This window comes from Kribbella swartbergensis (genome assembly GCF_054784135.1).
The window spans coordinates 563383-582306 of record NZ_BAAGPM010000027.1; the positions used below are offsets into that span (position 1 = coordinate 563383).

18 protein-coding genes and 1 tRNA gene are annotated in these 18924 nt (G+C 69.6%); 6 read left to right on the forward strand and 13 right to left on the reverse strand.

The features are described from left to right. Positions 1-2: 2 nt before the first annotated feature. Together ACYVOK_RS28880 and ACYVOK_RS28885 are read right to left on the reverse strand one after the other, a co-directional pair. Complete coding sequence (locus tag ACYVOK_RS28880) at positions 3-722, reverse strand: YcnI family copper-binding membrane protein (protein ID WP_460665708.1); 720 nt, start codon at positions 720-722, stop codon at positions 3-5. A 56-nt stretch (positions 723-778) separates the two neighbouring features. After that, positions 779-1312: a hypothetical protein gene (locus ACYVOK_RS28885; RefSeq protein ID WP_460665709.1), complete on the reverse strand. Its 534-nt coding sequence runs from the start codon at positions 1310-1312 to the stop codon at positions 779-781. Between the two features lie 102 nt (positions 1313-1414). Here ACYVOK_RS28885 and ACYVOK_RS28890 point away from each other — a divergent pair, with 102 nt between their 5' ends. The 5 genes from ACYVOK_RS28890 (at position 1415) to ACYVOK_RS28910 (ending at position 7344) form a co-directional block, all read left to right on the forward strand. Next, positions 1415-2257, forward strand: coding sequence for an ROK family protein (locus ACYVOK_RS28890; RefSeq protein ID WP_460665710.1), 843 nt, complete (start codon positions 1415-1417; stop codon positions 2255-2257). Between the two features lie 30 nt (positions 2258-2287). Further along, positions 2288-2962 carry a pentapeptide repeat-containing protein gene (locus tag ACYVOK_RS28895; RefSeq protein ID WP_460665711.1) on the forward strand — a complete coding sequence of 225 codons (675 nt, stop codon included), beginning with the start codon at positions 2288-2290 and terminating at the stop codon, positions 2960-2962. 90 nt (positions 2963-3052) lie between these two features. Next, positions 3053-5269 carry an NADP-dependent isocitrate dehydrogenase gene (locus ACYVOK_RS28900; RefSeq protein ID WP_460665712.1) on the forward strand — a complete coding sequence of 739 codons (2217 nt, stop codon included), beginning with the start codon at positions 3053-3055 and terminating at the stop codon, positions 5267-5269. A 111-nt stretch (positions 5270-5380) separates the two neighbouring features. Further along, the gene (gene proS, locus ACYVOK_RS28905; protein WP_460665713.1) at positions 5381-6793 is read left to right on the forward strand and encodes a proline--tRNA ligase; all 1413 of its coding nucleotides are present in this window, start codon (positions 5381-5383) and stop codon (positions 6791-6793) included. A gap of 128 nt (positions 6794-6921) precedes the next feature. Then, complete coding sequence (locus ACYVOK_RS28910; protein ID WP_460665714.1) at positions 6922-7344, forward strand: VOC family protein; 423 nt, start codon at positions 6922-6924, stop codon at positions 7342-7344. Between the two features lie 85 nt (positions 7345-7429). Here the strand turns inward: ACYVOK_RS28910 and ACYVOK_RS28915 are convergent, their stop codons facing one another. The 5 genes from ACYVOK_RS28915 to ACYVOK_RS28935 form a co-directional block, all read right to left on the reverse strand. After that, complete coding sequence (locus ACYVOK_RS28915) at positions 7430-8416, reverse strand: helix-turn-helix transcriptional regulator (protein ID WP_460665715.1); 987 nt, start codon at positions 8414-8416, stop codon at positions 7430-7432. Between the two features lie 36 nt (positions 8417-8452). Next, entirely contained in the window at positions 8453-9295 is an 843-nt protein-coding gene (locus tag ACYVOK_RS28920) for a hypothetical protein (RefSeq protein WP_460665716.1), read from the reverse strand. 391 nt (positions 9296-9686) lie between these two features. Beyond that, the gene (locus tag ACYVOK_RS28925) at positions 9687-11123 is read right to left on the reverse strand and encodes a GuaB1 family IMP dehydrogenase-related protein (protein WP_460665717.1); all 1437 of its coding nucleotides are present in this window, start codon (positions 11121-11123) and stop codon (positions 9687-9689) included. 106 nt (positions 11124-11229) lie between these two features. Continuing rightward, a complete protein-coding gene (katG, locus tag ACYVOK_RS28930; RefSeq protein WP_460665718.1) occupies positions 11230-13449 on the reverse strand; it encodes a catalase/peroxidase HPI in 2220 nt (739 codons plus the stop codon). A 33-nt stretch (positions 13450-13482) separates the two neighbouring features. Further along, the gene (locus ACYVOK_RS28935) at positions 13483-13884 is read right to left on the reverse strand and encodes a Fur family transcriptional regulator (protein WP_460665750.1); all 402 of its coding nucleotides are present in this window, start codon (positions 13882-13884) and stop codon (positions 13483-13485) included. 212 nt (positions 13885-14096) lie between these two features. On the opposite strand from ACYVOK_RS28935, the gene ACYVOK_RS28940 reads away from it, so the two are divergent. Continuing rightward, a complete protein-coding gene (locus ACYVOK_RS28940; RefSeq protein ID WP_460665719.1) occupies positions 14097-14741 on the forward strand; it encodes a hypothetical protein in 645 nt (214 codons plus the stop codon). 288 nt (positions 14742-15029) lie between these two features. On the opposite strand, the gene ACYVOK_RS28945 is transcribed toward ACYVOK_RS28940, so the two are convergent. The 6 genes from ACYVOK_RS28945 to glp all read right to left on the reverse strand — a co-directional run bounded on the left by ACYVOK_RS28945 (position 15030) and on the right by glp (position 18915). After that, positions 15030-15102: transfer RNA gene (locus tag ACYVOK_RS28945), tRNA-Ala, on the reverse strand. An 85-nt stretch (positions 15103-15187) separates the two neighbouring features. Then, positions 15188-15994, reverse strand: coding sequence for a divisome protein SepX/GlpR (gene sepX, locus ACYVOK_RS28950; RefSeq protein ID WP_460665720.1), 807 nt, complete (start codon positions 15992-15994; stop codon positions 15188-15190). A gap of 98 nt (positions 15995-16092) precedes the next feature. After that, the gene (locus ACYVOK_RS28955; RefSeq protein WP_460665721.1) at positions 16093-16710 is read right to left on the reverse strand and encodes a GNAT family N-acetyltransferase; all 618 of its coding nucleotides are present in this window, start codon (positions 16708-16710) and stop codon (positions 16093-16095) included. Continuing rightward, positions 16710-17198, reverse strand: a complete 489-nt coding sequence (locus ACYVOK_RS28960) for a MogA/MoaB family molybdenum cofactor biosynthesis protein (RefSeq protein WP_460665722.1) — start codon at positions 17196-17198, stop codon at positions 16710-16712. The genes ACYVOK_RS28955 and ACYVOK_RS28960 overlap by 1 nt, the downstream gene beginning before the upstream one ends. Then, positions 17195-17692, reverse strand: coding sequence for a cyclic pyranopterin monophosphate synthase MoaC (gene moaC / locus ACYVOK_RS28965; protein WP_460665723.1), 498 nt, complete (start codon positions 17690-17692; stop codon positions 17195-17197). The genes ACYVOK_RS28960 and moaC overlap by 4 nt, the downstream gene beginning before the upstream one ends. Further along, positions 17689-18915 carry a molybdotransferase-like divisome protein Glp gene (gene glp, locus ACYVOK_RS28970; RefSeq protein WP_460665724.1) on the reverse strand — a complete coding sequence of 409 codons (1227 nt, stop codon included), beginning with the start codon at positions 18913-18915 and terminating at the stop codon, positions 17689-17691. The genes moaC and glp overlap by 4 nt, the downstream gene beginning before the upstream one ends. Positions 18916-18924 lie beyond the last annotated feature (9 nt).

Consider the following 18924-nt stretch of genomic DNA (forward strand, 5'->3'; position numbering starts at 1 on the left):
GACTACGACTGTGCCCTTCCGGCGTCCGCCGTACCAGCGGCAACGGCCGGCGCGGCCTTCCGCGGCCGCAGGCCGAAGGCGAGACCGAGCAGGCCGGCGACCAACCCGGCGCCGCCGAGCCAACGGGCGACCGGGTCGGATTCACTGTCGCCGTCGGCGGTCGTCGCCGCGACCGGAGTGGTCGCGGCGGCCAGTTTCAGCGTCGGTGCCGGGTGCTCCGGCTCGTCGGCGCCGTCCTTGGCGACGTCGGCCCACTTGACCACCTCGCCGTCGCTGTAGGTCTGGTCGGCGGGGAAGTTCAGTGAGTCGACGCCTTCCGGCAGCCGGCCGACGGACAGGGCGAACTCGTCGAAGTCGTTCGGCGGGATGCCCGGCCCGGTGGCGGTCCAGGTGACCGTGGTGACCGCCTCGGACAGGTTGACGTCGCCGACCTTGATCGGCGCAGGCAGCTTCTCGGTCTTCTTCTCCACCTTCCACCCGTCCTTCACCTGGGCCCCGACGTGGGCGAACGGGTGCTCCTCGGGCAGCGAGACGACGAGCTTGGTGGTGCTGGTGGTGTCGGACTCCGTCGGGACCCGGAAGACCAGCTTGGCGTACCCGCCGGGCTTGGCGTCCGGCGACGACACCGTGACATGGGCCGACGCCGACGTGGCGGCACCAGCCAGGACGAGCGTGGACACCGCGGCGATAGCGGCGGCACGCAGGACGTACTTCTTGGACATGACACGACCTTTCGCGGTCACACGAGTTCACCGGACCGCGTTGCGATGCGGCCCGGTCAGGAAGGAATCGGGATCACTCGTGCGACCGGCGGTCCACGCCGGGAAACGTTCGCGGTCAGCCATCGCTGCAGCGGCCGAGGCGCCGACGGCATTGCGGCAGGTACGGCGGCATGGCGCCGTACCGGAATCAGGACAGGAAGCCTTGGCAGCAGGCGCGCGAAGATCCGCCGAACGCGGTAGACCCAGCGGTGGGCACCGCTGACGACGGCGACGCCGGCCATCAACGCGGCCAGGTGGGCGGCGGTCATCAGCAGGCTGCCGTGAATCCCCGGGTGCATGCCTTCGTGTCCGGTGTGGGACGCATCGAGCGTCACGTGGACGAAGAGTTGCACGCCGGCCAGGACGAGTGCGGACAGCAGGCGTTCGCCGGCCAGATACTCACCTAGCATCCAGCAGACACCCGTCAGGGCCAGCAACGGCGGTAGCACCCCGAGCGGCACCGGCCCGCCACCCGCGAGCGCATGCCCGACCACCGCGACCACGACGCTCAGCGCCGCGACCACAGACGTCGTACTGCTCTGCGCGGCCAACGCCAGTCCCCCTCGAGTCCCGGTTGTCTATCGGACACTCTACGAACAGCGGCCGGCACGGAGTTCCGAAGGCCTGTCGACGGGCAGTGACATGATGACCGAATGGATGTAGCGGTTCTGGAGGTCGGTGGGAGCCATGTGACGGCCGCCGTGGTGTCGTCGGGCACGTGGGACGCCAACGTGGTGGAGCGATCCGAACTGGATTCGCAGCAGGCGGCCGAGCTCGTCCTGGACGACCTCGCCACCGCGGCGCGGAAGTTGCCGTTGGCAAACGGCCTGGCGGTCGCGCTGCCGGGACCGTTCGACTTCGCGACCGGGGTCGCCTGGTACCGCGGACAGGGCAAGTTCGACAACCTCTACGGCCACAACGTCGGCGACGGCCTGCGCGACCTGCTGGACCTCGACCAGATCCTGTTCATGAACGACGCCGAGGCGTTCGCGGTCGGTGAGTGGACGGCCGGTGAGGTCCGCGGCGTCGAGCGCTGCGTCGGCGTCACCATCGGCACCGGCATCGGTACGGCGTTCCTCGCCGACGGACGCGTGGTCCGCGAGGGTGAGACGGTGCCGCCGGGCGGTGAGCTCTACAGGACGTCGTACGACGGCAAGCCGCTGGAGGACTGGATCTCCGCGCGGGCGATCCTGCGTGCGTACTTCGCCCGGACCGGCACGGAGGAGCCGGAGATCGGGGTGAAGGAGATCGCCGAGCGGGCGCGCGGTGGCGCCGACGACGCGCGAGACGTGCTGCTCACGGCGTTCGGCGTACTGGCTGCTGCTCTGACGCCGTGGCTGGAGCGGTTCGGGGTGACGAAGGTGGTGCTTGGCGGCTCGATCTCGGGGGCGTTCGACCTCGTCCGGTCCGTCTTCGAGTTCGACGTCTCGGCGACCGAGGACACCGAGCGGTCCGCGCTGATCGGCGCGGCGGCGCACTACCTCCGGTCGCGCTGAACTGTCGGCACCCCTGGCTACGGTCGGCTCATGAAGATCGCCGCACCACGGCTGCGCACCCACCTCGACCCCGCGTCGCCGACGCCGGACGAGATCGACGACGAGACCCGCTGGCTCGATCTCGCGCTGGAGGACGTGGACCTGAGCGACGTCGTCGCCGAGCACGTCGAGCTGAGCGGCTGCCGGCTGACCCGCTGCAAGCTGGCCGGTTCGGACCTGGACAAGCTGATCCTGGTCGACACCGAATTGTCACAGTGCGACCTTGCGAACGCCCGCTGGTCCGACGCCGCCGTCACCCGGCTCGCGGTCACCTCGTCCCGGCTGACCGGGTTCGCCGGGCCCGGGGTGAGCCTCCAGCACGTCACTGTCCGCGACAGCGTGCTGGACTTCGCGTCGTTCCGGTTCGCGAAGTTCGTCAAGGTCGAGTTCAGCGACTGCCGGCTGCAGAGCGCGGACTTCATCTCGGCCGACCTGAGCGGCACGGTGTTCCAGCGCTGCGACCTGACCTCGGCCGAGTTCTCCCAGGCGAAGGCGAGCGGCGCCACCTTCGTCGACTGCACCTGGGACGGCACCCGCGGCGTCGGCAGCCTGGCCGGTGCCACCATCGCGAACGCCTCCCCGATCGACATGCTCGCCGTCACCACCGCGCTCGCCTCCGCCCTGCAGATCAAGCTGGCCCACCCGGACGAGCTCGACGGAGCGTGACCATGGACACGTACCGGCTGGGCGGGCCAGGGTCCCTATTAGGGTGGGGAACGCATCGACGGACATTGGCAGAGGGAAGCGGAGCACGTGGTGACTGACTCGACCATCATCTACACCCACACCGACGAGGCTCCGGCGCTGGCCACGTACTCGTTCCTGCCGGTGATCCAGGCGTACGCCGGCCAGGCCGGGATCGCGGTCGAGACCCGGGACATCTCGCTGGCCGGCCGGATCCTCGCGGTCTTCCCGGAGTACCTGAAGGAGGACCAGCGGATCGCCGACGCGCTCACCGAGCTCGGCGAGCTGGCCAAGACGCCCGCGGCGAACATCATCAAGCTGCCGAACATCTCGGCCTCGATCCCGCAGCTGAAGGCCGCGATCGCGGAGCTGCAGAGCCAGGGTTACGCGCTGCCGGAGTACCCGGACGAGCCGAAGACCGACGAGGACCGCGACATCCGCGCCCGCTACGACAAGATCAAGGGCTCCGCGGTGAACCCGGTGCTGCGCGAGGGCAACTCCGACCGCCGCGCCCCCGCCTCGGTGAAGAACTACGCCAAGGCCCACCCGCACCGGATGGGCGCCTGGACCGCCGAGTCGAAGACGAACGTCGCGACGATGGGCCACGACGACTTCCGCTCCACCGAGAAGTCGACCGTGATCGAGGCCGACGGCACCCTCCGGATCGAGCTGGTCGCCGAGGACGGCACCACCACGGTGCTGCGCGACGCGGTCCCGGTGGCGGCCGGCGAGGTCGTCGACGCCTCGGTGATGCACGTGGCCGCGCTGCGCGAGTTCCTCAGCGGGCAGGTCGACCGGGCAAAGGCCGAGGACGTGCTGTTCTCGCTGCACCTGAAGGCCACCATGATGAAGGTCTCCGACCCGATCGTGTTCGGCCACGCGGTCCGCGCGTTCTTCCCGAAGACCTTCGAGCAGTACGGCGAGACGCTCGCCAAGGCCGGCCTGTCCCCGAACGACGGGCTCGGAGCGATCCTGTCCGGGCTGGCCGAGCTCCCCGAGGGCGCCGAGATCAAGGCCTCGTTCGATGCCGAGCTGGCCGACGGCCCGGCGCTGGCGATGGTCGACTCCGACAAGGGCATCACGAATCTGCACGTCCCGTCCGACGTGATCGTGGACGCGTCGATGCCGGCCATGATCCGCACCTCCGGTCACATGTGGGGCGCCGACGGCCAGGAGCACGACACCCTCGCGGTGCTGCCGGACAGCAGCTACGCCGGCATCTACCAGGTCGTCATCGACGACTGCCGGGCCAACGGAGCGTTCGACCCGGCCACGATGGGCTCGGTGCCGAACGTCGGGCTGATGGCGCAGAAGGCCGAGGAGTACGGCTCGCACGACAAGACCTTCGAGGTCGCCACCGCCGGTACGGTCCGGCTGGTCGACGAGGCCGGCAACGTCGTCCTGGAGCAGGCGGTGCAACCCGGTGACATCTTCCGCGCCTGCCAGACCAAGGACGCCCCGATCCGCGACTGGGTCAAGCTGGCCGTCACCCGGGCCCGCGCGACCGGCGACCCGGCGGTGTTCTGGCTGGACGAGACCCGCGCCCACGACGCGAACCTGATCGCGAAGGTCAACGAGTACCTGGCCGACCACGACACCGAGGGTCTGGACCTGCGGATCCTGGCGCCGGTGGACGCGATCAAGCTGTCGCTGGAGCGGATCCGCCGCGGTGAGAACACCATCTCGGTGACCGGCAACGTGCTGCGCGACTACCTGACCGACCTGTTCCCGATCCTCGAGCTCGGCACCAGCGCGAAGATGCTGTCGATCGTCCCGCTGATGGCCGGCGGCGGCCTGTTCGAGACCGGCGCGGGCGGCTCGGCGCCGAAGCACGTGCAGCAACTGGTCAAGGAGAACTACCTGCGCTGGGACAGCCTCGGTGAGTTCTTCGCCCTGGCCGCGAGCTTCGAGCACCTGGCCCAGGTGACCGGCAACGCGCGCGCCCAGGTCCTCGCCGACACGCTGGACCGGGCGACCGCGACGTTCCTCGAGGAGGACAAGTCGCCGACCCGCCGCGTCGGCGGGATCGACAACCGCGGCAGCCACTTCTACCTGTCCCTGTACTGGGCGCAGGAGCTCGCCAAGCAGACCGACGACACGGAGCTGGCCAAGGCGTTCGGCCCACTCGCCGAGACGCTGGCGACGAACGAGCAGACCATCGTCGACGAGCTGCTCGCCGTCCAGGGCAGCCCGGTCGACCTCGGCGGCTACTACCGGCCCGACCCGGCCAAGGCCGCCGCGGTCATGCGCCCGTCGCAGACCTGGAACAACGCCCTGACGTCGCTCTGACCCAGGCCTGTCGAGCGCCCGGTGACCCGCGTGGTCACCGGGCGTTTCGCTTGTCCGGGTGACCGGAAAACACGTCGCGGCAACGGTTTCGCCATTCCTACACTGACCGGCATGACAGCGACCCGATCCGTACTCGCCGACCAGGCGACGGACTTTCCCCGGTGGTTCCAGGACGTGATCGCCAAGGCCGAGCTCGCCGACAACGGGCCGGTGCGGGGGACGATGGTCATCCGACCGTACGGGTACGGGATCTGGGAGCGGTTGCAGGCGGCATTGGATCAGCGGATCAAGGCGTCCGGCGCCGCCAACGCGTACTTCCCGCTGCTGATCCCGGAGAGCTACCTGCGCCGTGAGGCCGAGCACGTGGAGGGGTTCAGCCCCGAGCTCGCAGTGGTGACGCATGCCGGAGGCAAGCAACTCGAGGAGCCGGCTGTGGTCCGGCCGACGTCCGAGACCGTCATCGGCGAGTACATGGCGAAGTGGATCCAGAGCTACCGTGACCTGCCGCTGCTACTCAACCAGTGGGCCAACGCGGTCCGCTGGGAGCTGCGGCCGCGGTTGTTCCTGCGGACCACCGAGTTCCTCTGGCAGGAAGGTCATACCGCGCACGCCACCGCCGAGGACGCTCGTGCCTTCGCCACCAGGATTCTGTACGACGTCTACCGCGACGTGATGGTGAACGTCCTGGCGATCCCGGTCCTGGCCGGCCGGAAGACCCGACGCGAGCGGTTCGCCGGGGCGATCAACACGATGACGCTGGAAGCGATGTCCGGTGACGGCAAAGCCCTGCAGATGGCCACCGCGCACGAGCTGGGGCAGAACTTCGCCCGGGCCTTCGACATCGGGTACCTGTCGAGCGACGGGCAGCGCGAGCTGGCCTGGACGACCTCCTGGGGCAGTTCGACGCGGATGGTCGGCGGGTTGATCATGGTGCACGGTGACGACCACGGGCTGCGCATCCCGCCGTCGGTCGCCCCGACGCAGGTCGTCGTACTCGCCGTCAAGGACGAGGTGATCTCAGCCGCTCGACGCATCGCCGATGAGCTCACCGCGGCCGGGCTGCGGGTCGACGTGGACGTTCGCACCGACCAGCCGTTCGGCCGGCGCGCGGTGAACTGGGAGTTGAAGGGCGTCCCGGTCCGAATCGAGCTCGGGCCGCGCGATCTGGACAGCAACGTGGCGACGGTCGTGCGCCGGCTGCGGGACTCGGGCAAGTCACCGGTCGGCCTGCCGGACCTCGCCTCCACTGTGGTGGCCGCGATCAACGCGGACCAGGCGCACCTGCTGGAGGAGGCGACGGCTCGCCACGCCGCACGGACGACGGCCGTCTCCAGCGTCGACGAAGCCGTGGAAGCGGCCGCTTCCGGCTGGGCCAGCCTGCCGTACGACGTCGTCGGCGAGGAAGGCGAGGACAAGCTGGCCGCGGCGGGCATCACCGTCCGCTGCCTCCAGCGCCCGGACGGCACGCTGCCGACCGACGACAACGAGACCGGCCTGACCGCGTACGTCGCCCGCTCGTACTAGCCCGCAGTCGGAGTCGAACGGCGGGTTGGTCAGGCGGCGGCGGAGCGCCACGGCGCAGCTTGACCCTCCCGTTACCGGAGGGCGCAGGGTGGATCGCGTCACCGAACATCGTGAAGGGATCCGCAGCCATGATCACCGGCATCTTCCCGACAATCTGCGCCGACGACGTCGCCGCGACCCGGGACTTCTACGTCGACCTCTTCGGCTTCGCCGTGGTGTTCGACAGCGGCTGGTACGTCCAACTGGAGGCGCCCGCCGGCGCGCGGCCGCAGCTCGGCATCGTCGAGCGGGAGCACTCCAGCGTGCCCGAAGCGTTCCGACGGCGGCCGGCGGGATTCCTGGTGGCGATCGAGGTCGACGACGTCGACGCCGTCCACGAGCACGCCCGCGCCGCCGGACTCCCAATGCCGCTCGCCCTCCGCGACGAGGATTTCGGGCAACGGCACTTCATGATCGTGGACCCGAGCGGCACCCTGGTCGACGTCATCACCCCCATCCCGCCGGCACCGGAGTACGCCGACGCCTACGCCACCGGCCAGAAGACCCGGTAACCCAACCGCTGGTGACGGTGAGGCGCGTCGGCGCCGAGGCTCCTGAAGGTGCCGTCGAGGAAGCGCGCGCTGCTTGGCCAAGACCTCAGCGGGCCAGGTATCGGCGGACGTCGTCGGCGACCTGGGCGCGGTTCGCCATGCCGTACTTGCGCAGGATCGCGCTCAGGTGCGTCTTCACGGTGTTGAGGCTGATGCCGAGCTCGGCCGCGAGCTGGTCGTTGTCGAAGCCGTCGACCAGCCGGACCGCGACCCCTTGCTGAGCCTTGGTCAGACTCGAGAACCGTCGCTCCGGCCCCTCGTCGGTGTCCATCAGCATCTCGATCAGCTCGGACTGGATGTGCTCGGTGGCGTCCACAATCCGGGTCAGGTGGCTCTGCACCGCCGCGGTCACGTCGGCTTCGTTCATCGCCTCGTAGGCGACCTCCCGGATCGACGCGATGCGGTGGCCGAGGTACTCCATCACGTGGTCCGACGTCAGCAGGTTCGGCCCGGCGTCGCCGGCCGGGAGCCGCCGCAACGCCTCCCGGTCCTCACCTTCCCGCGTCAGGACGCGCTCGACCACGCCGCACAGCCACTCGAACGCCCGGACGGCGTTGTCGTCGTAACTGTTCGGGGCGTAGCTCTGCATCGACAGCATGCCGAACAGCTGGTCCGGACCGTCCTTGGACGGCCGGAAGATCGGTACCGTCACCACGTCCTCCGACCGTCGGCCGGTGTCGCCGAGCGGTATGCCGGCGTGCAGCGCGACGCCGCCGTCGTACGCGAACCGGTACGTCTGCCGGTGCTTCAGCAGCCAGGCGGTCTGGCCCTTCGGACCGAAGATGTGCGTGTCCGGGTCGACGTAGCGGCCGTCGTCGTACGCGTAGGGATAGCGGACCCGGCTGCTGCCCTGCAGCAGCCCCACGAAGAAGGCGTCGACGCGGGCGATCTTGCCGGCCACCACCCGGACGTAGTCGTACAGGCCGTAGTGGTCGGCGCGGAACAACGCCTCGATCTTGTGGTACGCCTCGCGCAGGATGATCGCGGTTTCGGCATCAACCCGCAGCGGGGCGGCCGCCTTGTCACCGTCCACGACACCGGCTCCCCTGCTGCTGTATCGATCATTCGACTATGCGTCGGGTGCCCGACGGATGCCAAGTCCTAAACCCTTCAGTCTGGTCCACGAGGATTCGTCGATCCAGAGTGACTGCGAATCGACGTACGGGCGGAGCAGCGCGCTGACCTCGGCGTCGTCCGAGCCCTTCAGCTGGTCCGAGGCGATCTTGCGGGCCACGCCGGCCAGGAAGTCCGCAACCTGCACTCGCTGGTCCGTAAAGGAGTCGACCTGCTGCAGTCCGGCGAAGCCTGGGGCCGACCGGCGGAGGGTGAAGATCCGTGCCGGCGACAACGTGGTCTGCCGGTCATGGGCGACCGCCACCGGCCGGCCGTCGGCACCCCAGTGCTCGACCGCCCGCACGATTGCCGGGATCAACGGGTCGAGCGGCGACACCACCGGTTGCTCGTCGCGGAACGTGGTCCGCAGGAAGTCGTTGGCCGCTCTGAGGAAGGCATCGCCTTCCGCAGTACGGCGGGCTGCGTCGTACAGGAACCGGGCCAGCTCAGGGCGCGCGCCGAGGAAGGTGACCAACCCGGAGGCCAGGAAGAAGGTCTTGTCGACCAGGAACACCCGCGCGTTGCCGAGCAGCGGGCCGTCGGGTCCCAGCAACCACAGCAGCACCGACCGATGCTTCGACCGAAGCAGATGCCCGGCCTTGTACATCGTCGCCGGCGACCGGATCCGCTGCCGCAACTCCCGGATGCACTCCGCCGCGGCCGCCGACTCCATCCGCACACTCGCATGCGCGAACACGTCGGTCACCCCACCGACGAGCTTCTCGCCTTCGTACCCGGACTCGTCACACGCGATCTCGAGAGTCGCGGGCGCGGGCTCGGCCCTCGCTGCGTCCGTCACGCAGTCGACTCTCTCACCAAGTACCGGCGCCGCGCACAGGATTACGGTGCGTACCCGTGCCGGAAATGCGGTCGCGGGTGGGGTGCGGGGTCCCGAGTCGCCCTCCCAAGCCTCGGTACACCTGCGCAACCACCACCCGCAACCACGGTTCTGGACGCCTGGGCCGTGAACCCCCCGCGTCGCTCGATCCCACGCCCCCTGTGCGATCCGGCGACCCCCCGGCGTCCTCCCTCCACCCCGTTCCCTACAAGGTGCCATCTGGTGTCAGGGGCTGCCTATCGCCCGGCGTATGAGATCGTTGTGCCCTCAACCTCACCCCGGGAATGAGACGCTGCGTAGTCGTTTACGCAACGTTTCCCGGCGGAAATCGCCGTACGGCGGAACGCCACTGTCACCAACTGGTGTCGAGCGGCTTGCCTTCGGTGTAACCGGCCGCGGTCTGGATACCGACGACGGCCCGTTCGTGGAACTCCTCCAGGTTGGCGGCACCGACGTACGTGCAGGAACTGCGGAGACCCGAGACGATCTGGTCGAGCACGTCCTCGACACTCGGCCGTTCCGGGTCGAGGTACATCCGGGCGGTCGAGATGCCCTCCTCGAAGAAGCTCTTCCGGGCCCGCTGGAACGGCGTGTCCTCCGACGTCCGCGACCGGACCGCGCGGGCCGACGCCATCCCGAAGCTCTCCTTGTAGATCCGGCCGTCGTTGTCGCGGTGCGGGTCGCCGGGTGACTCGTAGGTGCCCGCGAACCACGACCCGATCATCACGTTCGACGCCCCGGCGGCCAGGGCCAGCGCGACGTCCCGCGGATGCCGTACGCCGCCGTCCGCCCAGACATGCTTGCCGAGCCGGCGGGCCCGCTCGGCGCACTCCAGGACGGCGGAGAACTGCGGCCGGCCGACAGCCGTCTGCATCCGCGTCGTACACATGGCGCCCGGGCCGACACCGACCTTCACGATGTCCGCACCGGCCGCGACCAGGTCGCTGACACCCTCGGCGGTGACGACGTTCCCGGCGACCACCGGCACCTTCGGCTCGAGAGCCCGGACCAGCCGGAGCACCTCGATCATCCGCTCCTGGTGCCCGTGCGCGGTGTCGATCACCAGGACGTCGATGCCGACGTCGAGCAGGGCCTTCGCCTTCTGCTCGGCGTCGCCGGTGATCCCGATCGCGGCCGCGATCCGGAGCTTCCCGTTCGCGTCGACGGCCGGTTCGTACAGGGTCGCCCGGAGCGCGCGCTGCCGGGTGAGGATGCCGACGATGGCCCCGTCGGTGTCCACCACCGGAGCCAGTCGATGCCGGCCGTCGTAGAGCAGGTCGAAGGCGTGCTCGGCGTCGATCCCGGCCGGCACCGTCAGCAGTTCGCGGGACATCACCGCGTCCAGCTGGGTGAACCGGTCCACCCCCGCACAGTCGGCCTCGGTGACCACGCCGACCGGCCGGCCGCCGTCGACCACGATCACCGCGCCGTGACCGCGCTTCGGTAGCAGGTTCAGCGCCTCGCCCACCGTTCCGGTCGGCGGCAGCACCAGCGCGGTGTCGTGCACGGTGTCGCGTTGCTTGATCCAGGCAACCACCTCGGCGACCACGTCGACCGGGATGTCCTGCGGGATCACCGCCAGCCCGCCGCACCGCGCGATCGTCTCGGCCATCCGCCGCCCGGACACCGCGGTCATGTTCGCCGCGACAATCGGGATCGACGTCCCACTGCCGTCCCTGGTGGACAGATCCACATCCAACCGCGACGCCACCCGGGACCGGTTCGGCACCAGAAACACATCACTGAACGTGAGATCCCCCGCAGACTCCCAATCCCGATGAAACCGCATGGCACAGCCCCTTCCGCCGGACGGCACCCACCATGGTGCCACGCGGACGTGAGGAGACCGGCTCCCTCGGGGTGAGGGAGCCGGTCTCCTGATAGTGGTACGACGCTCAGCGGTGGAGGTCGAAGCGGTCGAGTTCCATGACCTTGGTCCAGGCGGTGGCGAAGTCGTTGACGAACTTCTCCTTGGCGTCGTCGGCGGCGTAGACCTCGGCGAGGGCGCGCAGTTCGGAGTTCGAGCCGAAGACCAGGTCGGCGCGGGTTCCGGTCCACTTGACCTCACCCGAGGCGTCGCGGGCCTCGAACGTCGTCGACTCGTCGTCGACCGGCTTCCACTCGATGCCCAGGTCGAGCAGGTTGGCGAAGAAGTCGTTCGTCAACGTGCCCGGGTTCTCGGTGAAGACACCGTGCTTGGAGCCGTCGTAGTTCGCACCCAGCACACGCAGACCGCCGACCAGCACCGTCATCTCCGGTGCGCTCAGGTTCAGCAGGTTCGCCTTGTCGAGCAGCAGGTACTCGGCTGGCAGCCGGTTGCCCTTGCCGTAGTAGTTGCGGAACCCGTCCGCCGTCGGCTCGAGCGCGGCGAACGAGTCGACGTCGGTCTGCTCCAGCGTCGCGTCGACCCGACCCGGGGTGAACCCGACCTCGATGTCGTACCCGGCGTTCCGGGCCGCCACCTCGACACCCGCCGTACCGGCGAGAACGATCAGGTCCGCCAGCGAGACCTGCTTGCCGCCGGCCGAGTTGAAGGACTTCTGGATGTCCTCGAGGGTGCGCAGGACGAGCGCGAGCTGGTCGGGGTTGTTGACCTCCCAGCCGTTCTGCGGCTCGAAGCGGATCCGGGCGCCGTTCGCGCCGCCGCGCTTGTCGCTGCCGCGGAACGACGACGCCGCCGCCCACGCAGTCGAGACCAGTTGCGACACCGACAGGCCCGACGCGGCGATCTGCGCCTTCAGCGCGTTGATGTCGTCGGCGTCGATGAGCTCACCCTCGACCGGCGGCAGCGGGTCCTGCCAGATCAGCGTCTCGTTCGGGACCTCCGGGCCGAGGTAGCGCACGACCGGCCCCATGTCGCGGTGGGTCAGCTTGAACCAGGCGCGGGCGAACGCGTCCGCGAACTCGTCCGGGTTCTCCAGGAAGCGCCGCGAGATCTGCTCGTAGATCGGGTCGAAGCGCAGCGCCAGGTCGGTGGTCAGCATCGTCGGCTTCTTCTTCGGGCCGTCGTACGCGTCCGGGATGATCTCCTCGGCGTCCTTGGCCACCCACTGGTGGGCGCCGGCCGGGCTCATGGTCAGCTCCCACTCGTACCCGAAGAGGATCTCGAAGAAGTCGTTGGTCCACTGCGTCGGCTTCGTCGTCCAGGTGACCTCGAGGCCGCTGGTGATCGCGTCCTTGCCCTTGCCCGAGCCGTACGTGCTCTTCCAGCCCAGGCCCTGCGCCTCGATCGGCGCACCCTCCGGCTCCACCCCGACGTGCTCGGCCGGGCCGGCGCCGTGGGTCTTGCCGAACGTGTGGCCGCCGGCGATCAGCGCGACCGTCTCCTCGTCGTTCATCGCCATCCGGCCGAAGGTCTCCCGGATGTCGCGGGCCGCGGCCAGCGGGTCCGGATTGCCGTTCGGGCCTTCCGGGTTCACGTAGATGAGGCCCATCTGGACCGCACCCAGCGGGCTTTCCAGCTCGCGGTCACCGGTGTAGCGCTCGTCGCCCAGCCAGGTGGTCTCCGGACCCCAGTAGACGTCCTCGTCCGGCTCCCACACGTCCGCACGTCCACCGGCGTACCCGAACGTCTTGAAGCCCATCGACTCCAGCGCCACGTTGCCGGTCAGGATCATCAGGTCGGCCCAGGAGATCTTCTGGCCGTACTTCTTCTTGACCGGCCACAGCAGCCGGCGGGCCTTGTCCAGGTTCCCGTTGTCCGGCCAGCTGTTCAGCGGCGCGAACCGCTGCTGCCCCGAACCGGCACCGCCGCGGCCGTCGCTGATCCGGTACGTGCCCGCGCTGTGCCAGGCCATCCGGATCATCAGCGGGCCGTAGTGACCGAAGTCGGCCGGCCACCAGTCCTGTGAGGTGGTCAGCACCTCGGCGATGTCCCGCTTCACCGCGGCCAGGTCCAGGGTGGCGAACTCGGCGGCGTAGTCGAAGTCCTCACCCAGCGGGTTCGCCACGGCCGGGTTCTTGGCCAGGATCTTCAGGTTGAGCCGCTCCGGCCACCAGCCCCGGTTGCCGCCGCCCTGGGTCGGGTGCGGCGCGCGAGTGGTGTGCGCGACCGGGCACTTGCCCTGGCTTTCCGTGGTCGCTTCCGCCGGCAGCGGCGGGTGGTTTTCAGACATCGAATTCCTTCCAGACTGGACGTTTCGAGGAAGTCACGCAGTTCGTGTGGAGCAGTCGGAGCAGAGGCCCCAGTAGATGACCTCGGCCTCGTCGATGACGAAGCCGTGGTCGTCGGACGCGGTCAGGCAGGGCGCATGACCGACCGCGCAGTCGACGTCGGCGATCACACCGCACGACCGGCAGACGACGTGATGATGGTTGTCCCCCACCCGCGACTCGTACCGGGCCACCAGCCCGTGCGGCTGGATCCGCCGCACCAGCCCGTTGTCGGTGAGCGCCCGCAGTACGTCGTACACGGCCTGATGCGAGACCTCGGGAATTTCGTTGCGCACGGCACCGATAAGCGAATCCGTGTCCGCATGCGGCAGCGCGTACACAGCCCCCAACACCGCCACCCGAGGCCGAGTGACCCGCAGGTCAGCCCCCCGCAACAACCCCTGCAACTCCTCAACCGACGGCACGCCCGAAGTCTGTCGCGTTTTCTGGAATGAGTCAAGATTAGCTTCCGCCGCACGCGACGCCCGACTGTTGCTGGCGTAACAATCTGATCCGGACGATGTCCTCCCCTGGACGAGCCGGCTACACGCTGTCACCCTCACCTTGAGCGCGCCGGCCGTGGGGGGATGGCGCGGACAGGGGGAGACGAATGACCGACGAGAAAGTGCGGTGGCCAGGCAAGGCCGTCAACGCCGACGGGGACGACCTGAGCGCCCCGGTACAGCAGTTCCTGGTCGACCTGCGACTGCTCGAGAAGAAGTCCGAAAGCGCCAATCTGTTCGGGACTCCTGCCAGCCTGCAGGTCATCACCGCCGGCGCGACGAGTCTGGGAAAGGTGTGGCCGATGATCGTGGCCGCCTTCGGTGGCGGCAGCGCGATCCTGACCGGCTTGATGGGCTTCGGCGTCGGCACCGATGAAGCGACCGGTACGGCGAACGTCGTCCAGCGAGCCGTCTTCACCGGATCCGCCTCGTTGCTGGCGTCAGCCGTCGCGATCGCCATCGCCATCATGGTCCGGGCGGATGTCAATGCACGCTCGACGGCGTCGGCAGCACAATTCGAGGCCCGCGCGGCCGTGACGGCGGCCATCCTGTCGAGCTCGGAGTTCGGCCGCCCCGTCGCCGCACCACCCACGCCCGAACCGAACTACATGCTGAGGACAGACAACGACGAGTGGCTGCCAGTCCTCCGCTTCACGATGAAGGACGGCGGCGTAGTCGCTGTCGTCGGCAACAACCGCGAGATCCTGGCCCACAACTTCAAAGCCCTCATCCCAACCAACAGCTGGCAATAACAACCACCCCGCCTCGACCCCGCCGCAGCGCGCGACACAGCACGTCTCGTCCACGTCGGGACAAATGAGCGGCTGCAGCAAGCTGCGAGCACGCGACGTAGGAGCGGGCGTAGCGGCGGCGTCGGACTGACCACAGTTGCCCGAACCACGGCGCGGTTGGATGAGCGGCGGCAGCCGCGCAGAAGGGGGTGGGTGGGAGCGTGCGACGAAGGAGCTCGCGTAGCGGACGCGTGGGGTCAGCCACAGCATGCGAAAGGCCGGTCCTGTTGGGACCGGCCTTGGTTCGGGTGGAGCTGAGGGGATTCGAACCCCTGGCCTCTTCGTTGCGAACGAAGCGCGCTACCAACTGCGCCACAGCCCCGAGCGGTTCGCCAGGTTTCCCTGGCGACCGCGAAACTCTAACACGCACATGGTCGCTGGTTAAAACCGAGGTTGTCGACCGGGTTTCAGTCGCCGACCGCGCGCCTGACCTCGGGCTCCACGGGCGTCTCCACCACCGGTTCGGCGGGCTTCTCGGCGGGGTCCGTCGTACGGGCCGAGGAGAAGACCGCGTCGTCGGTGAGGGAGATGGTGCGCACCGTGCGGTCGGGAGCCTTCTCCTTCATGACGTACGTCGGCAGCGTCACCGGCACCGGGTCCCACAGGCCCTCCGCGGGCACCGGCGGCTTCGACACCACGGGCTGCGCGGGGAGCTTCACCTCGATGGTCAGCTCCTCATCCGGAGACGGAGACGGCGAGGGTGCGGGCGCGGGCTTGCCGGCCGGGCCGCGGTCGTGCCGGGCCTTGGCGCGGGCACGCCGTTCGGCGGCGAGGCGGGCGCGCTCACGGGCCTGGCGCCGCAACTGAACCCGCGTCAGTACGACGAACGCGACGATCAGCGAACCCGGGATCGCGACCGTCCACCACAGCAGGATCTGCAGGCCGGCGAGTGCGGTCACCGACAACAGCGAGAGGGTCAGGATCGACAGGACCCGCCGGCGGCGCATGGCGGCCACCCGGCGGGCGCGGTTGGGGACGTACCGCGGCCGAGGCGGCGGCAGGTCCTCGTCCGGCACGGGACCAGCACTAGCAGCACCAGCTCCAGCCGGGCGTACGACGTACCGCGGCCGCGACGGGTCGCGCGAGAGCACCCGCGCATCGGACGACGCCACCGGCGGTCGCCGGGCCTCGTCGCCTCGCTTCAGCAGCATCGGGACGAGGTAGGCGGCCCACGCGGCGACGATCGCCACATAGATCAGTCCTGTCGTCCCCATGCGACGACGCTAAGACCCAGGGAGGGCCAGATGAGGCATGTCTGTCGGTGTGTCGCAAGAAGACTCGTGTGACTGATGTGAATAGCGACTCTCCGTGATCACGGCAGTCGCGCTACGAGACCGTGTCCGACTTCCTCCACGTTGAGCGCGAAGATGAGGTGGTCGCGCCAGTCGCCGTCGATGTGCAGGAACCGCGGCCGCTCGCCCTCGTACCGGAAGCCGAGCTTCTCGACGACGCGCAGACTCGCCTTGTTCTCGGGGCGGATCGCGACTTCGATCCGGTGCAGGCCGAGGGTGAACCAGCAGTGGTCGGCGGCCAGCGCGACCGCGGTCGGCACGATGCCGCGGCCGGCGTACTGCTCGTCGACCCAGTAGCCGAGGTTCGCCCAGCGCGCGGAGCCGTAGGTGATCCCGGACACCGTCAGCTGTCCGACCAGCGGCCACTTCGATCGCGACCCGACTCCGGCCGCACCGCCGTACGTGATGACGAACGGCAGCATCCGGCCGTACCGCGCCTGCCGGTTCCAGTCGCGCGCCATCGCGCGGAACGTCCGCGCGCCGTCTTCCGCGCCGGGCGGCTGGGTAGCGTCCCAAGGACGCAGCCAGCTCACGTTGCGCTGCCGCGCCGCCGCCCACTCGGCGCCGTCGCCGGCGCGCAACGGCCGGAGTGCGACCTGTCCGTGCCGCAGCTCGACCGGCCAGCGGACGATTGCCATCAGTCGTTGTCCGTCCTGACGTGGTCACCGCCGCGGACCTGGTCGACCGCATGCCGGAGCAACGGCTCCAGCACCGTCAGCCCGTCCTTCACACCGCCGCGCGACCCGGGCAGGTTCACGATGATCGTCATACCCGCGACGCCCGCAAGTCCTCGCGACAACGCAGCGGTGGGTACGCCGTTCGCCACGCCGTACGCCCGGATCGCTTCAGCGATTCCGGGGACGACCTTGTCGAGCACGGCACCAGTCTGTTCGGGTGTCTCGTCGGTCGGTGAGATGCCGGTGCCGCCGGTCGTCAGGATCACGTCGTACGACGCCGAGACGCCGGCCCGGAGCGCGTCGCCGACCGGAGCCCCGTCGGGCACGACCTGCGGACCGGTGACCTCGAAACCCCATGAGGTCAGCCGGGACGCGATCAGCGGGCCGGTGGTATCGGTGTAGACCCCGGCGGCGGCGCGGTTGGAGACGCTGACGACCAGGGCTCTCACGGCCGCTCCCAGTGCCCTGTCTTGCCGCCTTCTTTCAGTTCGACGCGTACGTCGGACAGCACCGCGGCCGGGTCGATCGCCTTCACCATGTCGATCACCGCGAGACCGGCGACGGCGACCGCGGTGAGCGCCTCCATCTCGACACCGGTGCGGTCGGTGGTCTTCACCGCGGCGGTGATCAGTACGGCGTCGTCGGCGACCTCGAGGTCGACCTTCGCGCCAGTGATCGCGATGGGATGACACAGCGGGATCAGGTCGGGGGTCCGCTTGGCGCCCATGATCCCGGCGATCCGGGCGACACCGAGCGCGTCGCCCTTGGGCACCCCGTCCCCGCGCAGCGCCGCGACCACCTCGGCCGAGACCAAAACCTTGCCGCTGGCAACGGCACGGCGGCTGCCGGCCTCCTTGGCCGACACGTCGACCATCCGCGCCGCCCCGGTCTCGTCCACATGGGTCAGCCCGGCGCCGGGCGTCGCGCCCCGATCGTCCGTCATCCGGTCTCCTCGTCCAGCAGCCACAGGTCCACCTGATCTCCGGCTCGGACCGACGTCACGTCTTCCGGTACCACGATCAATGCGTTCGAGCGGCTCAGCCCGCCGAGCAGGTGTGAGCCGTGCCCGCCGACTGTACTGGCCATCCAGCCCTCGTCGCCGGAGGTGGCCGCGGCGCGGACGAACTGGCGCTTCCCGGCGGGCGAGCTGAAGCTGTCCAGCGACACGCCCCGGACCGGCCGGCGGCGGTACGGCATCTGACCCATCAGCTTCCGCAGCGCGGGCCGGACGAACACCTCGAACGACACGTACGCCGACACCGGGTTGCCGGGGAGCGTGAAGATCGGGACCTCGTCCTCGCCGAGTACGCCGAACCCCTGCGGCTTGCCCGGCTGCATCGCGACCTGGGCGAAGTCGACCGTGCCGGTCTTGGTGAGGACCTCCTTGACGACGTCGTACGCGCCCATGCTCACCCCGCCGGTGGTGATCACCAGGTCGGCGCGGACGAGCTGGTCGGACAGCGTGTCCATGATCCGCTTCGGGTCGTCGCCGACGATGCCGACGCGGTAGACCACCGCACCGGCGTCACGCGCCGCCGCGGCCAGCGCGTAGCTGTTCGAGTCGTAGATCTGCCCCTCGCCCAGCCTGGTCCCCGGCTCGCGCAGCTCGGCGCCGGTCGACACCACAACGACCCGGGGCCGCGGCCGCGCCTTCACCCGGGCCCGGCCGACAGCAGCCAGTACGGCGATCTGCCGGGGCCCGAGGACCGTGTCGGCGTCCAGGACCTTCTCCCCGGCCTTCACGTCCTCACCGGCGTACCGGACGGACGCTCCGCGGGCCGGCTGCTGGGTGACGCGCACCGTCGCCGTACCCCCGTCGGTCCACTCCACCGGTACGACGCTGTCCGCGCCGCGTGGCATCGGGGCGCCGGTCATGATCCGGACAGCGGTCCCCGGGGTCACCACGATCGGCTCGACCCGGCCGGCCGCGATCTCGCCGACCACCGGCAGCGCGATCGGGTTGTCCGGCGACGCCCCGGCCAGGTCGGCGGCCTGAACGGCGTACCCGTCCATCGCGGAGTTGTCGAACCCCGGCAGGCTCACCCCCGAGACGACGTCCTCGCAGAGCACCAGCCCGACAGCCTCCATCAACGGCTGATCGAACGCCGGCAGCGGCCGGACCCTCCCCAGCACGACTTCCAGATGCTCATCCACACTCCGTCTCACGCCCCGACC